This window comes from Anabaena sp. CS-542/02 (assembly GCF_028331085.1).
Classification (GTDB): Bacteria; Cyanobacteriota; Cyanobacteriia; order Cyanobacteriales; family Nostocaceae; genus Anabaenopsis; species Anabaenopsis arnoldii.
This window is the reverse complement of sequence record NZ_JAQMTM010000172.1, coordinates 32,789-55,881: the sequence shown is the minus strand read 5'-3', so window position 1 is coordinate 55,881 and position 23,093 is coordinate 32,789. Positions and strand designations below refer to the sequence as shown.

The following is a 23,093-nucleotide window of genomic DNA, read 5'->3' as shown; positions in this document are numbered from 1 at the left end:
TTTGAAGGAACATTGAATGTTTTTGTACCAATGGCAGCTGCTCGGGATGGAGCAAACAACGAGCTAGTACCGGCTCTCTTCACTACCTTGCTGATTCCTCAACCTCCTACCGGTGAACAAGGTCCCACCGGTCCACAAGGTTCCACCGGTCCAGACGGACAACCAGGCGCACAAGGTTCCACCGGTCCACAAAGTCCCACCGGTACACAAGGTCCCACCGGTCCAGACGGACAACCAGGCGCACAAAGTCCCACTGGTCCACAAAGTCCGGTAGGTTCCCAAAGTCCAGGAGGTTCACAAGGTCCACAAGGTCCGGTAAGTCCTCAATGTCCAGGAGGTCTTCAAGGTCCGGTAGGTCCGGTAGGTCCACAAGGTCCGGTAGGTCCCCAAGGTCCAGGAGGTCCAGGAGGTGAACCAGGCACTCCCGGACAACCAGGTACTGTAACTATCATCGACCAGAACACCAGAACACCTCTACAGCAACCCTTTGATACTTTCAAATTACCAGATTTAATCGTCAGCGACATCACACCTGCTGTCAGAGAAGTCAGTTGGGGAGAAACCCTTAACATCTCCTGGACAGTTACCAACCAAGGTAGTGGTAACACTACTAGTAGTTGGTACGATAATATCTACTTCTCAGTGGATGACAACTTTGACCCCAATGAAGATACATCCCTGGTAGGATATTGGAACTACAATAACCTAGTAGCGGGGTCAAGTTACACCACATCCACTACTGTTACCTTACCCAACAGTCCCATTGAGGGTGTGAATAGTGGTTACCTATTGGTAGTCAGTGATATTTATAATTACCAGTTAGAAACAGATGAGAATAATAATGTTTCTGCTGTAGCTATTGACTTCAAATTACCAGATTTAAATGATACCCCAACCTTAGTTAATCCCATTGACGACATCAGCACCCTAGAAGATGAAAGCTTTAACTTCACCTTAAGAGAAAACACCTTCAACGATATAGATACTGGAGATCACCTCACTTACACAGCTACCACACCAAGTTGGTTAAACTTCAATCCCGAAACTCGCACTTTTAGCGGTACACCGAGTAATGAAGATGTCGGTACTGTTGATATTACCCTCACTGCTACAGATACATCAGGTGAAAGTGTCTCTGACAGCTTTACCCTGACAGTAGTAGACCTGCTCAATCCCACAGATATTGATGGTAACGGTAGGGTGACCGGTGCTGATTTATTGTTCATTGACCAATATCTGCTGTTACGGAATAATCCTAACGTCGATGTGATTCTCCAAACTTCCTTTAATCTCTTTAGCACTGAAACCGTGGGAGCCACAAACACCACAGGTGCAGCTTTAAGGAGTGCGATCGCCGATGGGGTCAACAAATTAGCTTTTGACGTTGATAGTAATGGTCAAGTTACAGGAGGGGATATTTTCTTGATTCGTCAAGGATTGTTACTCAGGAATAATCCTAACGTCAATGCCATTCTGCAAACTACCTTTAATCTATTTACCACTGAACTCACAGGACAGAGAAACACGGGAGCCGAAATCAACGCTTTCATCTCGGACTTGCTACTGGGGTAAGAGCCGCTGCTAATGCTAACTTAAGAAGAAGTGAAAGTTATCAATTTCCAATGGCAAAGATGCGGGCGTTATTGTCTGGGTATTATGGTAAAGGTAATGGTGGTGACGAGGCTTTATTGGCTACCCTTTTGCAAATGCTACCACCTCATGTTACACCCGTGGTGCTTTCTGGCAATCCAGAGGAAACCCGCCATCGTTATCATGTAGAATCTCACAATCGCATGGCTGTTGCGCCTGTATTGCAAGCCCTCCGTTCCAGTGATATTTTCATTTGGGGCGGGGGGAGTTTAATTCAAGATGTTACCAGTACCATGAGTCCATTTTATTATGGGGGATTAATGGTATTCGCTCAGAAAATGGGTTTAAAAACTATTGCTTGGGCGCAAGGTCTAGGGCCGTTACTACGTCCACAAACTCGCTGGTTAGCAGAATACTCCTTCGGACATTGTAACACAGTTACCGTGCGCGATCGCACCAGTGGTGCGTTATTAGGAGATTGGCAAATTCCCTGTTTAGTCGCCCCTGACCCGGTGTGGGCTTTGCAAAGTAAGCCAGTACCAGGGCTTGAGGATTTACCAGCGCCGAGAGTGGCTGTAACTTTAAGAAATCACCCCCAACTCACAGAAAAACGTTTGGCTAACTTGACTCGCGCTTTAGTCGAGTTTCAAAAAGCTACCCAAGCCTTTATTTTACTGTTGCCATTTCACAAGAGTGAAGATTTACCGATTGCAACAGCCATTCAACCCCAATTACCAGATGTGAGCCAAATTCTGCTTTTAGAAGATCCGCAATTATTAAAAGGTGTTTATCAAGGTGTGGACATGGCTATTGGGATGCGTCTACACAGCTTAATCATGGCTGCGGCTGAAGGTTGTCGCTGCTTTGCTCTCAGTTATGACCCAAAAGTCAATCGCCTCATGGAAGAATTAGCCATCCCAGGGTGGGATTTAGCCACTTTACCAGATGACCCCAAGGTCATTACTAGAACTTGGCTACAACATTATGACCATGGTATTCCCCTATCATCTGAGCAAATTCAGTCTTTAGTAGATCGCGCTCTCATCCACCGCCACATCTTGACTAATGTATGAGTCTAGCTACCTATTAAAAAACCTGCCAGTCTTTAATCAAAAACTAGCAGGTTAGGTCTTGTGTTTATCGGAGCGGCGGGATTCGAACCCACGACCTCCACTACCCCAAAGTGGCGCGCTACCAAGCTGCGCTACGCCCCGATTCAGAATTATCATTCTACTGCAAATCTCTGGAATAATCAAGGGGTGAATTTAAAAAACTTTTAGCATCCCAGCTGCTTGCAATAACTCCGGCACTGCGACACTATCCCATTTACCTTCTACACCCCGTCCTGTATTGAGGATGAGGCGTAAACTGTAGCTATGGGGATAGCCTTCTACCTCCATCCATAATAAATCACTTTCGGCTTCACAGGCAATTTTCTCTTCATCCATTAATTCCGCCGCCAGTTGTTTCATTGTGTCTGCTAGCTGTGCCAATAGTCGGCAAAAATCATTTAACTCGGCTTCGGTTAATTCTATTGCCCAATCATCTGTACCTACTAATCCTTTGAATGTGGCTGCGTTGGGCTTCCAGCCAATTCGCCAACCAGCACCGCTTTTAATCAGATGTTCCATAGATTAATTGTTTTGAAAATCCCCGGGTCTATGGCCACGCCATGTAAGCTGTCAGACCGGGGAATGTCAAGATAAGATTAATATCCTGATTTCTCATCGCCAATGATATCTTCCTGGGTCAGTTCATCGGACATTTCAATAATTGCCCTCAGTACTGGCTTCATCATGATATCATCCGATGGGCTGTCAAAATCTTCATAACGCCGACGCTTGGCACGGTTTGCCACCTGAACTGTAATGCGGTAGCGATTGGAAGCCGCACTAATCAAATCTTCAGCACGGTACATGATTTGAGACTGGGTAGTCTCGAACTTGGAACGCTTTAGCATAGTCAGTGGTTCATGAGGTCATTACCCAGTTTAGCAGTACTAACAGTTCACTGGTTGGGATTTTAAGAGTTGAATTACCAGTAACCTCAATGGTTGCGGGAACTTAACCCAGAATGCAGCCAGTGCGTCCAGGAACAGTTAAGGAAAACTGCTCACCACACCACTCAAATTCCGCCGCACCATATACAACCTGGTTGGGTTGAGTCTGCAACCTGGTAATATCTAATTTTGCTGTTGTCTTTGCTGTCCCAGCGTTAACAGCAATGATGAGTTTGTCTGTGTCTAAAGTCCGGGCAAAAATATACAGTTCTCCCCGGGCGAAGATAACTTCGTAGTCCCCCGTGCGTAAGGCTGGGTGTTTGTGGCGTAAAGCAATTAATTGGCGGTGAATGTTGAGGATTTCTTGATTCCAATCAGCTTCTAAGGGAAAACCACGTCTTGAGTCAGGGTCAACACCTCCGGGTAAACCCACCTCGTCACCATAATAGATACTAGGCGCACCAGGAAAGGTGAGTAATAGTAAAGTGGCTAATTCCAGAGTAGCTTGGTCGCCGCCTGCAATGGTAATTAATCTGGCTGTATCATGACTACCTAATAAATTAAGTTGGGTGAGTTGGATTTCCCAAGGGTAAAGTTGGAGTAATTCCTGAATTTTGCTCCCGTATTCAGCAGCGAATAAAGGTGGGTAGGGTTGATACTCGCGGCTTTGTACCTGTTCTAAAACTACGCGATCGCCCGCGGTAAAGGCAATGGTCGGGACTGCGAATAGGTAATTCATCACGCCATCAAATTGGGTACCATCCAGCCATTCCCGGGAATCTCCCCAAACTTCCCCGACAATATAAGCTTGGGGATTAATGGCTTTGATACGATGGCGGAATTCTTGCCAAAACCCTGGTGTTTTGATTTCAAATGGTACATCTAAACGCCAACCATCAATGCCAAATCTCAGCCAATATTCGCCAATTTCCATGATGTATTCCCGTACTTCAGGATTATCATGATTAAACTGGGGCAAAGCCCGATTACCTGCCCAACTCTCGTAATTTGCCGGTAAATCTCCTGTATAAGCCGCCAGCGGCCAATCTGTAATTTTGAACCAATCCACCCAAGGGGAATGAGGGCCATTTTCTAAAATATCGTGGAAAAAGAAAAACCCCCGACTAGTATGGTTAAACACCCCATCCAGCACAACTTTAATATTCCGTTGATGGGCGGCCTCTAGTAGTTCCTTAAATGCTTGATTACCCCCCAACAATGGATCAACCTGATAATAATCGTGGGTGTGATAGCGGTGATTACTCGCCGATTGAAAAATGGGAGTAAAATAAATAGCGTTAATTCCTAAATCCTGGATATAGTCTAACTGCTCAATAATCCCCCATAGGTCACCACCTTTGTAACCCTGGAGTGTGGGGAGAGCTTCCCAATCTTCCCAACGGGGATTATGCAACAGTCCTTTGTGAGGCTGTTTGCTTCTGGCGAAGCGGTCTGGAAAGATTTGGTAAAAAACAGCGTCCTTAACCCAGTCTGGTGTTTGAATTTCCATGAATTATTTTTTTATCTTGACGCTTTCTCTCCAATGATAGGTAATGACCAGGCAAAAATTTGATAGTTTGATTGTAGGTTGGATCAAAAATTGCCAGCCCTTTTAAAACTTTGACCAAATACCATGAAACTGTTGTGGGAGCAACTATAGTTACTGACTCTGTTATGTAATTTAAAATACTTATATCGCATCAGCATAAAGAATTTGAATAACTTATAACACTGAATTGAGTATCAATTGAATGTGCCATAATTTATCAATATTTATCTACGCTGAGAGAAAATAAAACCTTGTTTTTAAGAGTTTTTGAGTATGCAATCAATCACAGCAATATTACCCTGATTAAGTAATATAAGTAACAAGCGATACATATTTACTAGGTAATTCATTCATTACCAAGAGAATTGTGTCAACTTAACCAATTATGAATCTGTGATCCCCCCTTACCAGCAGTCTCACACAGTCCTAAACTTAAGGTGATATTAAAAAGGCAGTCGGGAGAAACTCTGTGAAAAAAGTATTAGCAATCATTCTCGGTGGTGGTGCGGGTACTCGTCTTTATCCCCTAACGAAACTACGTGCCAAACCAGCAGTACCCGTGGCAGGAAAGTATCGTTTAATAGATATTCCTGTCAGTAATTGTATAAACTCAGAAATCTACAAAATCTATGTGCTGACACAATTTAACTCAACCTCCCTGAATCGCCATATAGCCCGTACCTATAATTTTACTGGCTTCAACGAGGGGTTTGTGGAAGTACTAGCGGCACAGCAAACCCCAGAAAACCCCAACTGGTTCCAAGGTACCGCTGATGCTGTGCGTCAGTACCTATGGCAATTGGAGGAATGGGATGCGGAAGATTATTTGATTCTCTCCGGAGACCATCTATACCGCATGGATTACCGCCTGTTTATCCAGCGCCATAAAGAAACCAATGCTGATATTACCCTTTCAGTTATCCCCATAGATAAAAGCCGGGCTTCGGACTTTGGTTTAATGAAAATCGACCAGTCCGGTAGGGTGATTGACTTTAGCGAAAAGCCCAAGGGCGAAGCATTAGATAAGATGCAGGTCGATACTACAGTGCTGGGATTATCACCAGACCAAGCCGAATTACAACCCTACATCGCCTCCATGGGGATTTATGTCTTTAAAAAAGATGTTCTGATCAAGTTGTTGAAAGAATCTTTGGAAAGGACTGATTTCGGCAAAGAAATTATTCCTGATGCCAGTAAAGATTACAATGTTCAAGCTTACTTATTTGATGATTACTGGGAAGATATTGGTACAATTGATGCTTTTTATCATGCCAATTTAGCATTAACTAAACAACCTTTACCACCCTTTAGCTTCTACGATGAAGAAGCACCAATTTACACTCGCGCTCGTTATTTACCCCCAAGTAAACTGTTAAATTGCACAGTCACAGAGTCGATTATTGGCGAGGGTTGTATTCTCAAAGATTGTCGGATTCAGCATTCAGTTTTAGGAGTGCGATCGCGCATTGAATCTGGCTGTGTAATCGAAGAATCTCTCCTCATGGGGGCAGACTTTTATCAACCTTTTGTAGAACGTCAATGTAACTTAGATAAAGGAAACATTCCCGTAGGTATTGGCACAGACACGATTATTCGCCGTGCTATCGTTGATAAGAATGCCCGTATCGGTCATGATGTAAAAATCATCAATAAAGATAACGTGCAAGAAGCAGAACGGGAAAATCAAGGCTTTTACATCCGCAGTGGCATTATTGTAGTGATGAAAAATGCTGTAATTCCCGACGGAACAATAATTTAGTGATTGGTCATTGGTCATTAGTCATGGGTCATAAATAATTACTCAATACTAATTGACCACTGACAACGGATGCAGAAAAAGTGACACAAATATTTGTACTAATTGGTCTTCCTGGTAGTGGAAAGTCAACTTTAGCGCAACAATTAATAGCACAAAGCCCCCAGATGCAGCTGATTTCAACGGATGCGATTCGGGGGCAACTTTTTGGTTCGGAAGCAAATCAGGGTCCGTGGCCGCTGATTTGGGGAGAAATAGAACGGCAATTCCAACAAGCAGTAACCGCCAATCAGACAACTATCTTCGATGCTACCAACGCTCGAAGACGCCAGCGCGGTGAAATTATCGCTTTAGCCCGGGGCGTCGGTTTTACGCACATTACAGGATTATGGGTGAGAACCCCTGTTTGGCTGTGTTTAGCACGCAATCAAAAGCGTCAGCGTCAAGTTCCCGAAGAAATCATTTTCAGAATGTATCGTCAAATCCGGGATGCGCCCCCTAGTCTAGAAGAAGGAATAGACCGGCTGATTTATTTTGTCTAAAAGCAGAGAGTACGGAAATTGCGCCGCTGGAGTGAGCGGGAACCACACTTGAATTGCCTTAATGTCTGTTAATTTAAAATCAGAGTTTTTTATCTTGGGGATTTTCCCGAGCAAAAAACCAATTTCACACTTTACGAAAAAAACATAAAAAAATTTTTATAGGAGGCTGGTAGATGGCTGCAACCGATTTCAAAGACTATTACGCAATTTTGGAAGTCAGTAAAACCGCCAGTCCAGAAGACATTAAACAAGCCTTTCGGAAATTAGCTCGTAAATATCACCCTGATGTCAATCCAGGGAACAAGCAAGCAGAGGCAAAGTTTAAAGAAGTAAATGAAGCCTACGAAGTTTTGTCAGATGTTGATAAGCGCAAGAAGTACGACCAATTTGGTCAATACTGGAAACAAGTGGGGGAAGGTTTCCCTAGCGGCGGTCCTGGTGTGGATATGGGTGGTGTTGACTTCAGTCAGTACGGGAGTTTTGATGAATTTGTCAACGAGTTATTAGGGCGTTTTGGTGGACCTAGCCCCCGTGGTGGAAGGCCTGGCTACTCTTATCGTACTTCGACGGGCAGACCCAGCGGTTATGGTGGCTTTAATGATGTTGGTTTTCAAGATGTTGCTAGGGGTGGAGGTCAAGATTCAGAAGCTGCAATTACTTTAACTTTTGCCGAGGCCTTCGCTGGTGTGCAGAAACGCTTTAGTTTAGGTAACGAAACTATTGAAGTTCGCATCCCATCGGGTGCTAAAACTGGGACTCGCCTACGGGTGCGGGGTAAAGGTCAATTGAACCCCATGACTCAACAACGGGGCGATTTATATTTAAAGGTTGAACTTCAACCACATTCGTTCTTCCAGTTTGAAGGTGATAATCTCCTGTGTGAAGTTCCCATCACCCCAGATGAAGCCACCTTGGGAGCTTCAATAGATGTCCCCACCCCCGATGGTTCTGTAAATGTCAAGTTACCCGCGGGAGTCCGTTCTGGTCAATCCCTGCGGTTGCGGGGGAAAGGTTGGCCTTTAGCTAAGGGGGGACGTGGTGATCAGTTGGTAAAAGTGGCGATTGTTCCTCCCAAGGATCTCAGCCCCCAAGAACGAGAATATTATGAAAAAATCCGGGCTATACGTACCTATAATCCCCGCAGTCATCTACAGCAGTTCAAGTTTTGAGCCTTCATAGGTAGAGACCTGCGGGCGAAACGTCTCCAAAATATACCCACCTGAATTACCGAAATCCGAACTGAGCTACTAGTTAACCAATTACGAATTATATTGGTGGGTAAGGGCAACCCATTCGTTTAATCGTTCACAGTCTATCACCTCAAAGCCGGCTTTATTTAAGGCTGTGGTGACATTTTCCTCATGGTCTGTGGTGAACCCGGATGTAATTAGTAGCCCTGGTTGGGTTTTATTATGACTTAGCGATCGCCTGAAGTCATCGGCAAGGGCAATGTTTACCCGTGCGAAAATATTGGCAACAATTAGATCAAAGGTGTCTTTTACTTCAGGGGATACATCCTTAACAGTGTTTCCACCCATCCAATGCCCCAGTTCACAGCCACAGCCCAGGCTACCTGACATTACCTTTACTTGTTGCTGTACTCCATTAAGAAATACTGTTTCCTGAGTTGCTTGTACAGCTATGCTGTCATTATCTAAGGCTAAGACATTCGCCCCCAGCTTGGCCATGGCTACACTCAAAATACCTGAACCTGAGCCGAAGTCCAACACGTCCATTTTAGGAGTTATGTGGCGTTCTAGCAGTCGCAGGCTGAGAATCGTTGCAGGGTGCAAACCGCTACCAAAGGCCAGGGTTTTCCGGAGTTTTAAGGTAATTTTGTCTGCTGGATCAGATTGAGCAGGTGTGTCGGAACTGACTATAATGAATTTATTCCCAATTCGATGCACCAGCGGCTCTGGCGCATATCTGATTTTTTTTTCAACCACAGTAGTCTCCATGGCTGTGGTCATTCCAGTGCGATGTAAAGGCGATAGCAGATTCTCAATGTTTTCTAAACGTGTCCGCGCAGTGACATCGTAGGGTAAATATAACCGGATTGTAAATTTCCAATCGGAGTTAGGCGAATCAGATTCCCTATATTCGGTAATATCAACATTATTAATATCAATACTTTCAGCCAGCAACGTACAAACCCAATCTACCGCTTCATGGGTTGTATTCAGTTTTAATTCTATCCAAGACATTATTTTGAGATGATTTTTTGTTTTCGACTGACCCAGGACGCAAACCCAATACCAGTGACAAACATCAATAAGCTATAAATAGCTGCGGGAATAGCCATTCTAGAATTATTCAGGAATGTAGGGGAAGAAGCGATCGCGATCGCTAGAGTTCCGCTTTGAATGCCTACTTCCACTGTAATTGCTATAGCGCTTTTTTCACCTAATTGGGTTAAAGTAGCGATGGTAAAACCCAAAGCCATTGTTACCACATTTAAAACCAGAGTCACCCAACCCACGTCAATCACATAGGAAATAAAATTATCTCGTTCACCCAGCAGCACCCCAGTAATCACCAGCGCCAGGAAAAATAAAGACAGCCACTTTACCGGTTTATCTGCTTTTGCAGCTATTCTTGGGGCATAGCGATTGATTAACATTCCTATTGATACAGGTACAAGGGTAATGACTGCAATTTGCAAAACAGTATTGATAAAAGGTAACTGTAGCGTTGTCCCCGTTCCCAAAAATGCTTGCATTGAAAGATTCACTACCAGAGGAATAGTAAAAACCGTAATTAAACTACTCATGGCTGTGAGAGTAACGGACAAAGCAACATCTCCCCCGGCCAAGAGTGTAATCATGTTAGAAGTAGGTCCACCGGGGCAAGCTACTAAAATCATTATACCTACGGCTAATGCTGGATCGAGGGGAAACAGTGACGCAATGGCAAAGCCGACAATTGGTAAAATGATTAACTGTGCAACTAACCCAATTACCACTGATTTAGGATAGATAACAACTCGCCGGAAGTCTTCTATGGTCAAAGATAATCCCATGCCCAACATAATAATAAATAAAGCTAGGGGCAGAAAAACAGTGGTGAGAAAATTTTCTTGCATCTGTATTGGTAAGGATCAAACTACGTCCGGATTATACATTGCTCACGGGTGCTTAGATGAGGAAACTTTTCTCAATAAGTTGGCTGGGTGAAGCAAGAATCCCACGTGATTCTATCCGTGGGAGTGTCAAGAGATGTCTATTGAGTTGATATCGTTAATACCTGGGGCGGTGTAGCATCTGGGGGATAGATCAAGTCTACTTCTACCAATCTGCGATCGCCTGGTGGCATATTTAATAATATCAAGGGTTCTCCAGGTTGACCCCGCCTTTGGACTAAATGGGTGAACTGAGTTTTGGCGTGACCTCGGTCATCTGTATAACGTAAACGTACTGACCCCCGGAAGAATACTTGGGGTGCTGTGGTTGTGAAGAAGCGTAAGCCCTGTTTTAGCAAATTCTCCTCTTTGATTGGCGTTTGTAGAGATACAGCAACTGTTTGAGTATTTTCAGTATTGTTATGCAGGGGAAAATGTAAACTATATTGAATACCATAGTTGCCATGAGCGCGATAGGCGGTATCAGGATAACGCACCAACATGGGGGCTGCTTGAATTTGACTAGTTCCTAAAGTACCGCCGTGCAAACTACTTATAGGATAGGAAAATGCTTGCCCACTTTTGGGAATTGTCAAATATCTAGCTTCTGCATGATCTAAAACTAAGGATTTCCACTGAGAACCTTGAGCCACTCCGGCGACACGCCCATAAATTTGGGGTTGTTTAGTTGCTTCTAGGGGTGTGGGGACTCTATCCCGTGGGGTTGATAATTCTCCACTTTTTAGTAAATTTTCCCACTCCTCTAAACTAGGCTCACCCTCAGTACCATCCTCATTTTGACGCCCAAATAAAGCCATACTAGCCGCATAAACTCTACCAATACTGTGTAACCGCATTAAGGTAGAGCGGCCATTTAAAGGTGGTGTCAGTTCCTTTACGGGAATAGGGAGATTTAATAACATCTGATTTTTACCCGGCGGAATGACAAGTTGGGCGGGGAAAATTTCTTGCCGCCTTCCTCTTAAGATATCAGATACAGCGCGATCGCCTGGGCCTGCAAAAATCTGACCTAAGATATTCTGACTCACAGATGGTAACTGAATAAATGGTGCATCTGGCTGACTCAAATAACTTGCTGCTTGCAAAATATTGACTGTTACTGGTTCAGTTCCGGGGTTATGCAGCATGATCCCTAGATAGAGCGCTCGTAAATCCTCTGGTGGTTCAGCCTTAGCAACATGGTGGGCAAAAACATCAAATCGCCCTTGAAACGGATAATTTAAATGTGCTGCTGGCGCTTTCTTGTCATCTGCGGGAAAAGTAGAAAGTAAAATTCCTTCTTTTAATACCAATTCTGGACTATTGCTGTTAAATACAGGCACAGTATCCAGTTTTCCCGGTAAAGGACGCACTTCTTGAAGCTGTATTGCTTCTGGTGCGGGTGCGGTAGTAGGTGTTGATTGGGCGATTATACCACTGAGTAAAAAATGAAGCATAGAAATCAGAGAAATATTGACCTTAGAGACGCTAAGGACTTGATAAAAGTGCCAAATTGTGAATAATTAATAAGAAATCAGCCAATATGAGGGGCAAATTATCTGGATTTAACACTGGAACATGGACAAAAATACATGGTGTTGCCAGTTGATTTTGACATAAGTAATGTAAAACTGAATAGTAAAGACTCTCACAAACAAATTTACCGCAGTCGTGGCTAATCTCAACTACTGTTGTACCTGCTACTATTTTCTCTAAATTAACAGTTGTCTGCAAAATACTTTCCCCACAGCTAGCAACCGCTTCCAGACTTAGTTTTGTCCTGCTAGCAGCCATACCACAACAAATAATGTAATTGGGTTGGAGTTGAGAAATTTTTTGCCTGACTTGGGAACTGGCCATATCTGCATCCACAGGTAAACGCCGTAAAAATTTTAAATCATGAGGAAGGGCGTGAACTTTGATCACTTCGATTAATAAATCATCAGAAGAATTTGACTGTTGATCACTCAACCAAATCTCAAAAGAAGTTAATAGTATTCTTTTCCGCATAAGAAATATTATTTAGAATAGAAACACCCTCCATAATAAACTTACAAGGAGCAGGTCAATGCCAGTCATTGCAGTCGTAGATTACGATATGGGAAATTTGCACTCAGTCTGCAAAGGTTTAGAAAAAGTAGGAGCAACTCCTCAGATTACTCATGCTGCTAAAGATTTAGAACTGGCGGATGCAGTTGTATTACCGGGGGTGGGAGCATTTGACCCCGCAGTACAAAACCTGCGATCGCTTGGCTTAGAACAACCCATTAAAGATACGATCTCGTCTGGTAAACCCTTCTTAGGTATCTGTTTGGGATTGCAAATTTTATTTGAATCCAGTGCGGAAGGAACCCAACCAGGGCTAGGAATTATCCCCGGAAAGGTGCGCCGATTTCAACCAGAACCAGGGATTACTATTCCTCATATGGGATGGAACCAACTAGAGTTCACCCAACCAAACAGCCTTTTGTGGGAGCATTTACCAGCCAGTCCCTGGGTATATTTCGTTCATTCTTACTATGTTGACCCCTGCGACCCCCAAGTTCGTGCGGCCACTGTGACTCACGGATCTCAGACCATCACAGCCGCCATCGCCCATGAAAACCTGACAGCAGTCCAATTCCACCCGGAAAAATCTTCTAATATCGGGTTGCAAATCCTGTCTAATTTTGTTGCACAAGTCCGCGAAAAAATTGCTGCATAATCCAACTGTAACTTTGAGATTTTGTCGTTTGTTGTTTGTCCTTTGTCATGATTTTTCCCTTGACTGTTGACCTATGACTTATGACTTATGACTCATGCATAACGAATAATGACACTGAGAATTTACGGGAATCGCCAAATTAAAACTTTACCAGGGCAAGCTACCAGACCCACTAGTGCGCGGGTCAGGGAGGCAGTATTCAACATTTGGCAAGGGGAAATTGTAGATTGTCGCTGGCTAGATGTGTGTACTGGTAGTGGTTCCATGGGTGCAGAAGCTTTGTGTAGAGGAGCCAGTTTAGTAGTAGGAATAGAAAAATCTAGCCGAGCCTGTGCCATCATTCAGCAAAATTGGCAGCAGGTGAGCCGTAGTGAACAAAAATGGCAAGTTTTGCGAGGTGATGTCATTCACCAGTTAAAAAAGTTATCAGGGAAACAATTTGAGAAGATTTACTTTGATCCGCCTTATGCTAGTGGATTATATGAGCCAGTTTTAGCAGCGATCGCTGATGACAATTTATTAGCTGTGAATGGTGAAATAGCTGTAGAACACAATCCCCAGGGTTGGAAGCCTCCAATGATTAGCAATTGGGAAATTTGCCGCCAAAAGGTTTACGGTAATACAGCGCTAACTTTTTATACAAATGTTAAATTGAATGCAATCCTTTAAAATTATATAGCATTTCCCATGCTCGTGAGGTACAAAGTTGTTTAGTTTCAGGGCATAGGGAACAGGGAATAGGCAATTGATGTGTACTTCATTAGCCTGAAAAAGGCTTTATGCTATTTAAATATGTTTCAGTATAAAATATAATTAACTTTATACAAAAATAGAGATGCGATTCCTCGCATCTCTACTGAGAACTATTAACCGCCCAACTCGGTGGGGCGCTTGTATTGCTTATAGGCAGCGTAAAATAGCCCGGAAAGGGTGACAAAAATCAGACCAAGGACAATACCTGACAGCAGGGGTTCAACCACTTTAAATCTCCTGTTAGCAAATGTTTGATATAGGATGCTGCTGTTCATTCTATCAAATTGAAGATGAATCCCGCCTTCGACAATGTTTTTAGTCCATAAATCATCAGGAAAAAATTATATTTAGTGCTTGCAGACACCATCAAGAAATTTTAAGCTATGTGTAGGAAATGCAAAACTTTTAGTAACCTCGACTTCTACGGCAAACTTTTTGGATAACCAGATTACCAAACCCGAAACTCAAATACAGTGGATCGCCTTGTTGGCTCTGGCGATACTACTAGCAGCTCCTTTGGGCATTTTTGGTGTTCAAATGGTTAGAGCTTCTGATCCTTATGTGAACAATGTCCTTTCCCTCAAAGGAAACCCAGTTCAAGGAAATGCTATCTTTCAGATCAACTGTGCTGGTTGTCATGGAATAGAAGCGGACGGACTAGTAGGACCTAGTTTACAAGGGGTTTCAAAGCGCAAATCACCATCCCAGCTAATTCACCAAGTAATTAGTGGCGAAACACCTCCAATGCCAAAATTTCAACCTAGCGATCACGAAATGGCAGACCTATTGAATTATTTGGAGAGTCTATAGTCAGATTGCGCCGATAATCCTAGACTTGACAGCTGTCTTCATGCTCCCACTGCTTGAAGCTGTGGGATTATTGGTTAAATGAGGTAAAATTAGCTACGATTTCCGGATAATTCGATATAGAATATCAAACTTAAAATCCAAAATTACAATGACAAAGCTAACTCCTAATTCTAGTTTTAGTGTTACCCTTCGGTTGCAAATTCCCAATCGTGTGGGAATGTTAGCATCAATTACCCAGGCCATCGCCATCAGCGGTGGTAATCTGGGACAAATTGATTTAATCGAACAAACACGCCATGAGTCTATCCGTGATATTACTGTAGATGCGGCTAGTACTGAACACGCTGAGACTATTGTGCAAGCGGTGAAAGCATTACCAGATATTCAGGTGTTAAGTGTTTACGATCGCACCTTTAACCTGCACCGTGGGGGTAAAATTAGCATTACCAGTCGCATTCCCCTGACGAGTGTTTCGGATTTAGCCATGGCCTACACCCCAGGAGTAGGTCGCATTTGTACTGCGATCGCCGAAGCTCCCGAAGAAGTTTACAATTTAACTATCAAACAAAATACTGTAGCTATTGTAACTGATGGTAGTGCAGTTTTGGGTTTGGGAAATCTCGGACCATCTGCGGCTTTACCAGTGATGGAAGGTAAAGCGATGCTGTTTAAAGAATTCGCTGGTATTGATGCTTTTCCTATCTGTCTTAATACCCAAGATACAGATGAAATTGTGCGGACGGTGAAAAACCTCGCGCCGGTTTTTGGTGGTGTTAATTTAGAGGACATTGCTGCTCCTCGTTGCTTTGAAATTGAACAAAGATTACGAGCAGAATTGGATATCCCAGTGTTTCATGATGACCAACATGGTACAGCCATTGTCACCTTAGCAGCCTTGTTTAACGCTTTAAAACTGGTAAACAAGTCCATTGCACAAATCCGCATTGTGATTAATGGTGCGGGAGCTGCTGGGGTAGCCATCGCCCGGTTACTTCGCAAAGCTGGAGCCGAAAAAATTTGGATGTGCGACTCTAAAGGAATTCTCTCGACTAACCGCACTGATTTGACCCCAGAGAAGCAGGAATTTGCCGTTAAAGCTCAGGGGACTTTAGCAGGTGCAGTGCAGGGCGCAGACGTGTTTATCGGTGTGAGCGCCCCGGGAGTATTGACAGTGGAAATGGTGCAAGCAATGGCTAAAGACCCCATTGTTTTTGCTATGGCTAATCCCATTCCCGAAATTCAGCCAGAACTAGTAAGTAAACTTGTCGCTGTGATGGCCACCGGTCGGAGTGACTACCCGAATCAAATTAATAATGTTTTGGCTTTTCCGGGGGTATTTCGTGGTGCTTTAGATTGTCGCGCCCGGTCTATTACTACCAGTATGTATTTAGAAGCAGCTAGTGCGATCGCATCTTTAGTCAAACCTTCAGACTTGAATCGGGAACATATTATCCCCTCAGTATTTGATCAACGGGTTGCTCCTGCGGTTGCTGCTGCTGTCCAACAAGCAGCTCGCCAAGAAGGAATTGCTCACAGTTAACAGGACTTACAGCACATTGCAGGTAGATAGGTAATCTGACATACTCCCGTAACTGAATTTCTTTGAGAAATTCAGTGTATGCTTCTCATCCAATCAAGCTATTGCTATTATGCCTACGCCACCCGCGCTATGGGAGGCTTAGACTTTAATAAACCACTGTTGGCGATACATGAGATAACTCACTGCTAACCAAAATAAGAGTGTGACTAGGGCGAATAGCAATGAACCGTTGAGCGCACCCGCCCAAGATGCGAAAATGTTTTGGTAAATCCAGTTGTAGGTGCTGATGGTGGTTTCATCTGTGCCGATTTTGGTTCTCACTAAGATTTTAATTAGTAAAACTGATGCTGTGAATAGGGCGATCGCATTTAATCCCATGATTTCAAAGGGTTTACTCCAGCGTCGAATTAGCCTTACTTCTATCAATTCATAACAAGCTGCTAGGAATATTAAAGCCCAACCCGTGCTAAACATCACATAGGAACTTGTCCACAGTTTTTTATTAATGGGAAATGTCAACCCCCACACCCAACCAATCATTAAGCAACCAATACCAAATAATCCCAATCCTATTGTTGTACGTGTTTTTATTGGCTGTTTGCGTATCCATTTACCTGTAAAGTACCCAGCCATAACATTAACGATGGCGGTAATGCTGCTAAATAGTCCCTCTGGATCTCCCAAATTCTCATACCCATCACCTGCATATAGGTGGACTGGGGGAATAATTAAGCGGTCAATATATGCGCCAAAGTTACCGGTGCGAGTCAGTATACCCCTCCCATAATCGGGAACTGGGACATACATGATGATTAGCCAATAGCCGATGAGTAACACAACTGCTAGTATCCACTGTCCTTTGGCTGGTAGTTTGAGGACTGCAAGGGCGGCGAGCAGGTATGTTAAACTAATGCGCTGTAATACTCCCATGATGCGGATATTACTTAAATCAAAAGTCCAAATCCCCTGATTCCAAAAGCCGTTTAGTAGTAAGCCTAGGAGAAATAGTATGGCAGTACGACGCCAGATGCGCCAGTAAACCCCTGCGGTGTACTTTGACAAGGAAAATGACATTGCTGCACCGACAATAAACAAGAAAAAGGGAAATACTAGGTCTGTCGGTGTGCATCCGTGCCAATCAGCATGAGCTAGGGGAGGATATACTTTACCGGCTACTCCTGCCATGTTGACTAAAATCATAGCAGCAATGGTGATACCGCGAAACACATCCAGTGAGAACAGGCGCATAGGGTAGATTTTATATATGAATATTTGATTTTTTACAAGCTAGACTAGCAGAAGCTACAAGTAAGTTAAGATGCAGTTAGCTCCCCTATTCCCGTTGTTTTATCGTATTCTCCAACCCAGTTTTCCTAACTGTCTTTGGAGTGGTAATCTTGATTATAAAGCGATCGCTCTGACTTTTGATGATGGACCTCACCCGGAATACACACCGCAAGTATTGGCAGTATTAGACCGCTACAATATCAAGGCCAGCTTTTTTTGCTTGGGTGCTTGTGTTAATCGTTCCCCAGGTATTGCCAAAGCCATATGCGATCGCGGACACTGGATCGGATTACATGGTTATGATCATCGTTCTTTTCCCACCCTCTCTCCAAATCACCTACAAGAAAGTTTAAAAAGAACTCAAGCTGCGATCTACAATGCTTGTGAATTGACACCCGAACAAGTGTGTGATGTTCGACCCCCCAACGGTTTGTTTACACCCCAAACTTTACAATTATTCTTTAAATGGAATTACCGCCCAGTTATGTGGAGTGTTGTACCAGAAGACTGGGTAAGGCCGGGAGGAGCTACTGTAGTCCGACGAGTTCTTAAACAAGTGCGGAACGGTTCACTAATTGTTTTGCATGATGGTGCTTGTGGTGGACAAGATGTTGCTGTCACTATCCAAGCACTGATTCCGCCATTAATAGATCAAGGCTATGAATTTGTGACTATTGATACTCTTTGGGAGCAAAAAAACAACCATGACTTCACAGCCAAGAATTCAGTTTGACAGTCTCAGGTCTAAAGATACTGAGATTCTGCTGACAGAGTAACTTTAGGCAAAACCCACAGTCTTACTCTCGCTAAGATCGTCAAACACCCTCTACCCAGTCGGCTAAAGTCTAAGCCTAGCTTACTGGCTACTTTTGACCAGAAAAGACAACGGTGGTTTTAACCACCAAGTCGCTTCCCTCTCAGGGCTAAAGCCGCCGAGTTTCCCGCTTACCGCGATATTTTTATGAACTTAGGATACGAAGCCAACTATTTCCACTTGGCTGCGTCCTCTTCACTAAGAGGATAAGAATTTGGGTATGCTGAGTCTTGAGTACCCAGCAGATTATGGATTTCACGTAATGAATTTGGTTGATCTGTAAAATTGTGAGGTGAATCACTCCCACGTTCAATTAGGTCTTCAACTTGGCAATTCAAAGCTTTGCAAAACCTAATAATTCTTTCAATATGCTCTATCCCAGTTCTACCGCTTTCCCAGTTCTGGATCGTGCTTTCAGTTACGCCTACAAGACGAGAGAGTTCGAGTTGAGTTAGCCCTGCTTTTTCACGGAGCGAAGCTATCCTTGGTTTTGGCTTCTTTTTCACAGCTACGGCACTTTTATTTTATCTATATCAGTCGTATATTCTATCACCAAAAGAAAATAAAGCCTAGAAAATTACTAATTTTTTTTCTTTACACTATACATACTTAATTGTTTTTGCTGAGACTATCTATAAATTTTTTGATAAAATATACACAAACATAGTCTACCGTAAATTTCAGCGGTAATGGATAAGTAAAATCAACAGTTTTGCAGCTATGAGAGCGGGAAACCCACTCCTTATAGGCGTGGGACAAATGCACAGATTTAATTACTGCTTCTCTTAACTGGAAAAGTTATCTACCCTGACATCCTTCCAAATATCGGAAACTTGCCAACCTGAGTTACCAAGAGATTGGACTATGGGATGAGTACGTACAGGAATGTAGTTAATCTCTCCATTCTCTATATATTCCGGATATTCCTCAACCACAGGTTCTGAGACATTAACAGTGTCTGCTGGAAAACCTTGTTCTTCTGCTTCCTCCATCAGCTTGATTTTATCGAGGAGAAGCTTTTCAGATTTTTTGATTAGTTTCATATTAAGTTCAAGAATTGGAAACCTGGACAATAAAAAAACGAAAATCTTGATATTGATTTTGAAACAGACTATTGTAGCCTTTCAAAAATCTTTAGAGAGATCCGCAAAAAGTTATTATTAACTTTGGGGTAAAAAATTTACTTGACAATTACTGATATAAGCAATTGCAGTTAAAAGCACTCTCCCGCGCATTAATCACGGGGGATTGTGGGTTAAATCAATAATCACAGGCATTACTCCTGCTACATTGCCTCACCCATTCGACAACGTCTTACCCAAAAAAGGCATTCTAGCATTAATGGACTGATAAATTCAACCATCTACTGATATCCGCCGGCTAGAAATCACTTGCTGATTGAGGTTACCGCATGGGGTTGACTTAGAAGCAACACCAGAGGCTGATGTTTCTACACTATTAACTGAACCCGATTGAAAATTATTCCACCGTCACACTCTTAGCGAGATTCCGCGGCTGATCGACATCCAAACCACGACGGGCAGCAATATGATAAGCTAACAATTGCAAAGGAATCACGGTGAGAATCGGCGATAACAACTCGTCTACATCAGAAACGGGAAGCAAATCCTTAAATATTTCCCCAGCTTCGCCATCATGGATGGGAGTTACACCAATTAAGCGGGAATCTCTGGCTTTGGCTTCTTGGGCATTAGAAAGCACCTTTTCATAAACACTACCAGGAACAGCGATCGCTACTACAGGAACTTTCGCTTCCAATAAAGCAATCGGTCCATGTTTCATTTCCCCCGCTGGATAACCTTCAGCATGAATATAGCTGATTTCCTTTAATTTTAAAGCTCCTTCTAAAGCAATGGGAAAGTTGATCCCCCTCCCCAAAAAGATAAAATCCTTGGTTTCAGCAAAGTCATGTGCTAAGTTTTCGGTTAAAGTTTCCTGACTTGTCAAAGTCCCCTCAATTTGTTGAGGAATTTGCTGCAACCCGTGAATAATTTCTGCTAATCTCTCTGGCGAAACTGTCTGAAAACGAGCTGCTAAATCTAAGGCTAAAGCGTAAAATGCCATCAGTTGGGCGACAAAGGTTTTTGTTGCCGCCACCCCAATTTCAATTCCTGCTAAGGTATTGATAATATGGGGAACCATTAACCCCAGGCTGCTTTCTGGACGATTGGTAATACCTAAAAGTCGGGCTTGATATTTGTCTTCTTTCCCTTGGCGACGCTCTTTTTCCATACCTAATGCTGCCAGTGTATCCGCAGTTTCACCTGATTGGGTAACACCAATAATTAACGTATTCGCTGTTAAGGGTGAAGGTGCATAGCGATACTCAGAAGCATAATGTACTTGAGTAGAAATCCCTGCCAGTTGTTCAATTAAATATTTGCCGATTAATCCTGCGTGCCAACTCGTACCACAGGCAACAATATTAATTTGTTCTAGGTCTGTGTAAAATTCATCAGGTAAGTTGAGGTTAATTGGTGACCTTGATTCAGTCAAATTAGTATCAGTATGAAAGTAAGCGGCTAAACTAGCTCTAACTACCCCTGGTTGCTCATGGATTTCTTTGAGCATAAAGTGTTTGAATCCCTGCTTTTCTACCATCGTGGGATTCAAATTCAGCAACCGTGGTTGTTTTTTCAACCTATCCCCGGCAAAGTTATAAATTTCTACGCCTAATGGTGTCAGTCGGGCGATTTCGCCGTTTTCTAGTGGTAAAACGGCACGGGTATGAGCCACAATGGCTGGAGTGTCAGAAGCGCAAAAGAACTCACCTTGACCAAAGCCAATCACTAAGGGGGCTTGTTGACGCACTACAATCAACTCATCTGGGTAGTCAGCAGAAATAACTGCGATGGCAAATGCACCCTGAAGATGGTTAACCGCTTGGCGAATTGCTTCTAATAAAGGAGATGGGGAAGTAGGGAGATGGGGCGTTGGGGGATGCTTTAGAAATTGGGCTATGAGATGGGGAATTACTTCGGTGTCAGTTTCGGAAACAAACAGGTGTCCTTTTTCTTTAAGTTCTTCGCGCAATTCCCGGTAGTTTTCGACAATGCCATTTTGTACCACCGCCACACGCATGTTATTGTCCATATGGGGATGGGCGTTGTGTTCTTCCGGTTTACCATGAGTCGCCCAGCGGGTGTGACCAATACCAATTTGGGCAGGAGTTGCTATTTGTTCGAGTTTAGAACGCAGGTTGTGTAGTTTGCCTTTGGCGCGAACACATTTTACCTCATCTTCCCACACGGTGGCTATACCGGCGGAGTCGTATCCCCGATATTCTAGTTTTTCTAGCCCTGCCAGTAAGATATCTGTTGCTGATTGAGTGCCTATATACCCAACAATTCCACACATGACTGACACCACCTGGTTTCAATATACTGCAATCTAGTCTAGTTGCCAGCAGAAGAGTGGCATTCTCTCCTAAAAAAAAAGGAGCAATTAGCTCCCTATGCTACCAGCTATGGTAATGGTTTTTTACTTTTCCTAAAAAAAATAAAAATGTTGTAGGGTGGATATGTTCACCCTACAATCCTAAATTGTCAACCAAATCAGGAATTTAAAGTCAATTCCTTAATAAGCTAGACCCATACTGCGAGTCGTCTCAGCCCCTAAATAGACTCGAATGCTTAAAAAGTCAGTAGGGCAGGCTGTTTCACAACGCTTACATCCCACGCAGTCCTCGGTGCGCGGTGAAGAGGCAATTTGAGCGGCTTTACAGCCATCCCAAGGCACCATCTCCAACACATCTGTAGGACAAGCGCGGACGCACTGGGTGCAGCCAATGCAGGTATCGTAGATTTTTACGGTATGAGACATTGAAAAAAGGCTCCTTTCCAGTGTTCTTCTCTGCAAAAGAATCATATATCAAAGCATAGTTTACAGCAGTAGCTTATCGTCCGTAATCAAAAGGCTACATAACTTTAAACAATGTAATAGCCACTGGGGAAATTTTATATTTGCTAAATCTCTCTATTGCCTGTATATCAATGAGAATCAATGGGTGTATTTACCTTTATGCCGGATCAAAGCCCTGCTATTTGTAAACTTATATGAACTGAAAGTCAACACAGATCAAGTCAATGTGGGATTTCTCCATAGTAATTATAGACTATTAGAGCAAAGCAAATAGTGATGAAATATTTGCCGGCGATCACCAGCGATCGCGGTGATTTGGTCAGCTAGAGTAGTTTACTGCGATAGGATTTGTATAATGTAAATCACATCACATAAATTTATTTATGGAGCCAGAGTCTTTAGCAACTGAGGTGATTCTGACACATGGTCACCAGTCACTCGGTAGAGTTCAACTTGATTGGATACCCCAACCTGGAAACTATGTCGATTTTGAAGGTAAAACTTATGCGGTATTAGAACGCCGCCACAGATACCAATTTAAATCGGGACGTTACCACTTGCGGAATATAGCCCTTTACGTACAGTCAGCCAAAAGACCAACAGAGAAAACCTTAGTCAAGGGACGTTGGGTAATAGGTGATGCTACCTGTATCTATAATGCACAGTCAGAAATCATCCGCTGTGCTGTCAACCCCGAAGGACTGTGTGAGTCTTGTCGTTTCTACGAAAAAGTAGAAGTGAGAAGTTAG

Annotated in this window: 24 protein-coding genes and 1 tRNA gene; 11 read left to right on the top strand and 14 right to left on the bottom strand. The window is 43.3% G+C overall.

Annotation, left to right across the window (positions count from 1 at the left end; genetic code table 11):
- Together PN447_RS18000 and csaB are read left to right on the top strand one after the other, a co-directional pair.
- A partial coding sequence (locus tag PN447_RS18000; RefSeq protein WP_271764376.1) for a putative Ig domain-containing protein occupies positions 1–1,572 on the top strand: 1,572 nt, incomplete at its 5' end.
- Between the two features lie 59 nt (positions 1,573–1,631).
- Entirely contained in the window at positions 1,632–2,663 is a 1,032-nt protein-coding gene (gene csaB / locus PN447_RS17995) for a polysaccharide pyruvyl transferase CsaB (RefSeq protein ID WP_271764382.1), read from the top strand.
- 67 nt (positions 2,664–2,730) lie between these two features.
- Here the strand turns inward: csaB and PN447_RS17990 are convergent.
- The 4 genes from PN447_RS17990 to PN447_RS17975 all read right to left on the bottom strand — a co-directional run bounded on the left by PN447_RS17990 (position 2,731) and on the right by PN447_RS17975 (position 5,099).
- Positions 2,731–2,804 (bottom strand) — tRNA-Pro (locus PN447_RS17990).
- Positions 2,805–2,855: 51 nt separating this feature from the next.
- Positions 2,856–3,221 carry a DUF1818 family protein gene (locus tag PN447_RS17985; RefSeq protein WP_271764375.1) on the bottom strand — a complete coding sequence of 122 codons (366 nt, stop codon included), beginning with the start codon at positions 3,219–3,221 and terminating at the stop codon, positions 2,856–2,858.
- A 77-nt stretch (positions 3,222–3,298) separates the two neighbouring features.
- Positions 3,299–3,550 (bottom strand): DNA-directed RNA polymerase subunit omega, encoded by a 252-nt coding sequence (locus PN447_RS17980; protein WP_271734981.1) that lies wholly within the window; start codon positions 3,548–3,550, stop codon positions 3,299–3,301.
- 103 nt (positions 3,551–3,653) lie between these two features.
- On the bottom strand, positions 3,654–5,099 hold the full coding sequence (locus PN447_RS17975; RefSeq protein WP_271764374.1) for a glycoside hydrolase family 13 protein: 1,446 nt from the start codon (positions 5,097–5,099) through the stop codon (positions 3,654–3,656).
- 508 nt (positions 5,100–5,607) lie between these two features.
- On the opposite strand from PN447_RS17975, the gene PN447_RS17970 reads away from it, so the two are divergent.
- The 3 genes from PN447_RS17970 (at position 5,608) to PN447_RS17960 (ending at position 8,605) form a co-directional block, all read left to right on the top strand.
- A complete protein-coding gene (locus PN447_RS17970; RefSeq protein WP_271764373.1) occupies positions 5,608–6,897 on the top strand; it encodes a glucose-1-phosphate adenylyltransferase in 1,290 nt (429 codons plus the stop codon).
- A gap of 80 nt (positions 6,898–6,977) precedes the next feature.
- Positions 6,978–7,436: an AAA family ATPase gene (locus PN447_RS17965; protein WP_271764372.1), complete on the top strand. Its 459-nt coding sequence runs from the start codon at positions 6,978–6,980 to the stop codon at positions 7,434–7,436.
- 173 nt (positions 7,437–7,609) lie between these two features.
- Positions 7,610–8,605, top strand: a complete 996-nt coding sequence (locus PN447_RS17960) for a DnaJ C-terminal domain-containing protein (RefSeq protein WP_271764371.1) — start codon at positions 7,610–7,612, stop codon at positions 8,603–8,605.
- A 90-nt stretch (positions 8,606–8,695) separates the two neighbouring features.
- Here the strand turns inward: PN447_RS17960 and PN447_RS17955 are convergent, their stop codons facing one another.
- From PN447_RS17955 to PN447_RS17940, 4 genes are all read right to left on the bottom strand, one after another.
- Positions 8,696–9,640, bottom strand: coding sequence for a 50S ribosomal protein L11 methyltransferase (locus PN447_RS17955; RefSeq protein ID WP_271764370.1), 945 nt, complete (start codon positions 9,638–9,640; stop codon positions 8,696–8,698).
- The gene (locus PN447_RS17950) at positions 9,640–10,518 is read right to left on the bottom strand and encodes a bile acid:sodium symporter family protein (RefSeq protein ID WP_271764369.1); all 879 of its coding nucleotides are present in this window, start codon (positions 10,516–10,518) and stop codon (positions 9,640–9,642) included. The genes PN447_RS17955 and PN447_RS17950 overlap by 1 nt, the downstream gene beginning before the upstream one ends.
- A 137-nt stretch (positions 10,519–10,655) precedes the next feature.
- The gene (locus PN447_RS17945) at positions 10,656–12,011 is read right to left on the bottom strand and encodes a DUF3370 domain-containing protein (protein ID WP_271764368.1); all 1,356 of its coding nucleotides are present in this window, start codon (positions 12,009–12,011) and stop codon (positions 10,656–10,658) included.
- Between the two features lie 31 nt (positions 12,012–12,042).
- On the bottom strand, positions 12,043–12,564 hold the full coding sequence (locus PN447_RS17940; protein WP_271764366.1) for a peptidase C15: 522 nt from the start codon (positions 12,562–12,564) through the stop codon (positions 12,043–12,045).
- Positions 12,565–12,622: 58 nt separating this feature from the next.
- Between PN447_RS17940 and hisH the strand changes: the two genes are divergently transcribed.
- Positions 12,623–13,258: an imidazole glycerol phosphate synthase subunit HisH gene (gene hisH / locus PN447_RS17935; RefSeq protein WP_271764365.1), complete on the top strand. Its 636-nt coding sequence runs from the start codon at positions 12,623–12,625 to the stop codon at positions 13,256–13,258.
- A 108-nt stretch (positions 13,259–13,366) separates the two neighbouring features.
- Positions 13,367–13,927, top strand: coding sequence for a 16S rRNA (guanine(966)-N(2))-methyltransferase RsmD (rsmD, locus tag PN447_RS17930; protein ID WP_271764364.1), 561 nt, complete (start codon positions 13,367–13,369; stop codon positions 13,925–13,927).
- Positions 13,928–14,124: 197 nt separating this feature from the next.
- Here the strand turns inward: rsmD and petG are convergent, their stop codons facing one another.
- The gene (gene petG / locus PN447_RS17925; RefSeq protein WP_013191177.1) at positions 14,125–14,238 is read right to left on the bottom strand and encodes a cytochrome b6-f complex subunit V; all 114 of its coding nucleotides are present in this window, start codon (positions 14,236–14,238) and stop codon (positions 14,125–14,127) included.
- 208 nt (positions 14,239–14,446) lie between these two features.
- Here petG and PN447_RS17920 point away from each other — a divergent pair, with 208 nt between their 5' ends.
- Together PN447_RS17920 and PN447_RS17915 are read left to right on the top strand one after the other, a co-directional pair.
- Positions 14,447–14,821 carry a c-type cytochrome gene (locus tag PN447_RS17920; RefSeq protein ID WP_271764363.1) on the top strand — a complete coding sequence of 125 codons (375 nt, stop codon included), beginning with the start codon at positions 14,447–14,449 and terminating at the stop codon, positions 14,819–14,821.
- Between the two features lie 148 nt (positions 14,822–14,969).
- Positions 14,970–16,361 carry a malic enzyme-like NAD(P)-binding protein gene (locus PN447_RS17915; RefSeq protein ID WP_271764362.1) on the top strand — a complete coding sequence of 464 codons (1,392 nt, stop codon included), beginning with the start codon at positions 14,970–14,972 and terminating at the stop codon, positions 16,359–16,361.
- A 138-nt stretch (positions 16,362–16,499) separates the two neighbouring features.
- Here PN447_RS17915 and PN447_RS17910 read toward each other — a convergent pair whose 3' ends face one another.
- Positions 16,500–17,609, bottom strand: a complete 1,110-nt coding sequence (locus tag PN447_RS17910) for an acyltransferase family protein (protein ID WP_271764361.1) — start codon at positions 17,607–17,609, stop codon at positions 16,500–16,502.
- A gap of 70 nt (positions 17,610–17,679) precedes the next feature.
- On the opposite strand from PN447_RS17910, the gene PN447_RS17905 reads away from it, so the two are divergent.
- Entirely contained in the window at positions 17,680–18,381 is a 702-nt protein-coding gene (locus PN447_RS17905) for a polysaccharide deacetylase family protein (protein ID WP_271764360.1), read from the top strand.
- Between the two features lie 251 nt (positions 18,382–18,632).
- Here PN447_RS17905 and PN447_RS17900 read toward each other — a convergent pair whose 3' ends face one another.
- From PN447_RS17900 to psaC, 4 genes are all read right to left on the bottom strand, one after another.
- On the bottom strand, positions 18,633–18,968 hold the full coding sequence (locus PN447_RS17900; RefSeq protein ID WP_271764359.1) for a helix-turn-helix transcriptional regulator: 336 nt from the start codon (positions 18,966–18,968) through the stop codon (positions 18,633–18,635).
- Positions 18,969–19,247: 279 nt separating this feature from the next.
- Entirely contained in the window at positions 19,248–19,505 is a 258-nt protein-coding gene (locus PN447_RS17895; protein WP_271764358.1) for a hypothetical protein, read from the bottom strand.
- Between the two features lie 436 nt (positions 19,506–19,941).
- Entirely contained in the window at positions 19,942–21,840 is a 1,899-nt protein-coding gene (glmS, locus tag PN447_RS17890; RefSeq protein WP_271764357.1) for a glutamine--fructose-6-phosphate transaminase (isomerizing), read from the bottom strand.
- A 219-nt stretch (positions 21,841–22,059) separates the two neighbouring features.
- A complete protein-coding gene (gene psaC, locus PN447_RS17885) occupies positions 22,060–22,305 on the bottom strand; it encodes a photosystem I iron-sulfur center protein PsaC (RefSeq protein WP_012411495.1) in 246 nt (81 codons plus the stop codon).
- A 422-nt stretch (positions 22,306–22,727) separates the two neighbouring features.
- Between psaC and PN447_RS17880 the strand changes: the two genes are divergently transcribed.
- Positions 22,728–23,093, top strand: a complete 366-nt coding sequence (locus tag PN447_RS17880; protein WP_271764356.1) for a DUF6464 family protein — start codon at positions 22,728–22,730, stop codon at positions 23,091–23,093.

Bases quoted from the DNA above. Each gene is read 5' to 3' on its own strand.
- csaB (WP_271764382.1), top strand. From the start codon at position 1,632: ATGCGGGCGTTATTGTCTGGGTATTATGGTAAAGGTAATGGTGGTGAC.
- PN447_RS17985 (WP_271764375.1), bottom strand. From the start codon at position 3,221: ATGGAACATCTGATTAAAAGCGGTGCTGGTTGGCGAATTGGCTGGAAG.
- PN447_RS17980 (WP_271734981.1), bottom strand. From the start codon at position 3,550: ATGCTAAAGCGTTCCAAGTTCGAGACTACCCAGTCTCAAATCATGTAC.
- PN447_RS17975 (WP_271764374.1), bottom strand. From the start codon at position 5,099: ATGGAAATTCAAACACCAGACTGGGTTAAGGACGCTGTTTTTTACCAA.
- PN447_RS17960 (WP_271764371.1), top strand. From the start codon at position 7,610: ATGGCTGCAACCGATTTCAAAGACTATTACGCAATTTTGGAAGTCAGT.
- PN447_RS17955 (WP_271764370.1), bottom strand. From the start codon at position 9,640: ATGTCTTGGATAGAATTAAAACTGAATACAACCCATGAAGCGGTAGAT.
- PN447_RS17950 (WP_271764369.1), bottom strand. From the start codon at position 10,518: ATGCAAGAAAATTTTCTCACCACTGTTTTTCTGCCCCTAGCTTTATTT.
- PN447_RS17945 (WP_271764368.1), bottom strand. From the start codon at position 12,011: ATGCTTCATTTTTTACTCAGTGGTATAATCGCCCAATCAACACCTACT.
- PN447_RS17940 (WP_271764366.1), bottom strand. From the start codon at position 12,564: ATGCGGAAAAGAATACTATTAACTTCTTTTGAGATTTGGTTGAGTGAT.
- hisH (WP_271764365.1), top strand. From the start codon at position 12,623: ATGCCAGTCATTGCAGTCGTAGATTACGATATGGGAAATTTGCACTCA.
- rsmD (WP_271764364.1), top strand. From the start codon at position 13,367: ATGACACTGAGAATTTACGGGAATCGCCAAATTAAAACTTTACCAGGG.
- PN447_RS17915 (WP_271764362.1), top strand. From the start codon at position 14,970: ATGACAAAGCTAACTCCTAATTCTAGTTTTAGTGTTACCCTTCGGTTG.
- PN447_RS17910 (WP_271764361.1), bottom strand. From the start codon at position 17,609: ATGCGCCTGTTCTCACTGGATGTGTTTCGCGGTATCACCATTGCTGCT.
- PN447_RS17905 (WP_271764360.1), top strand. From the start codon at position 17,680: ATGCAGTTAGCTCCCCTATTCCCGTTGTTTTATCGTATTCTCCAACCC.
- PN447_RS17895 (WP_271764358.1), bottom strand. From the start codon at position 19,505: ATGAAACTAATCAAAAAATCTGAAAAGCTTCTCCTCGATAAAATCAAG.
- glmS (WP_271764357.1), bottom strand. From the start codon at position 21,840: ATGTGTGGAATTGTTGGGTATATAGGCACTCAATCAGCAACAGATATC.
- psaC (WP_012411495.1), bottom strand. From the start codon at position 22,305: ATGTCTCATACCGTAAAAATCTACGATACCTGCATTGGCTGCACCCAG.
- PN447_RS17880 (WP_271764356.1), top strand. From the start codon at position 22,728: ATGGAGCCAGAGTCTTTAGCAACTGAGGTGATTCTGACACATGGTCAC.